The following is a 591-nucleotide window of genomic DNA, read 5'->3' on the forward strand; positions in this document are numbered from 1 at the left end:
TTTGGAAATTCAAGATTCTTTGATAATTATATTTTCAAGTTCTTTTCCGAGTATAAAATCTCTAACCGCTTGAGGAGACAAAACCCAATTTTTCGGCTTATTATTATTGTCGATTTTTTTCAAAGCCTCTAATTCTTCTTTATAAAGCTCTTCGGTTAAAGGCTTTTGATTAATTTCTTTGTTTTCGTTATGCATATTTCATTTATATTAATTTATATTTTCATTAAAAGCAAGTAAAATTATTGTTCTTATTTTTACAACTTTATAAAAAAGATTGCCAAAATAAAACCCCACGCATATCTGCATGAGGTTATCAAAAAATAAAAGGAAAGTTAATCCCTTTTTAAATTAAAGGAGAAAAACTTAAAAATGAAACAATTTTTCTAACATTGCTTATTAATAACAAGGGGCTTAATATTAAACCCCTTATTATCAATTTTTTATTTTAAACGGATGGCATTACTTACCTAAACTGTCATGCGATACCGCACTCTATGGGCTTTAGCCCTGCCAAAGTAATCCAAATAAAATAGATTACTTCGCTTCCTTGCAGTCGCTCGTAATGACATAACTATATCGTCATTCGAGGCG

General features: G+C 29.3%; 1 pseudogene. It reads right to left on the reverse strand.

The annotated features are described in order from the left end of the window. Positions 1-30 precede the first annotated feature (30 nt). A pseudogene (locus tag EZH24_RS13195) lies at positions 31-195 on the reverse strand (AAA family ATPase); the annotation flags it as partial. Positions 196-591: the final 396 nt, after the last annotated feature.

It is taken from the genome of Brachyspira catarrhinii (genome assembly GCF_005518285.1).
Lineage (GTDB): Bacteria > Spirochaetota > Brachyspiria > Brachyspirales > Brachyspiraceae > Brachyspira > Brachyspira catarrhinii.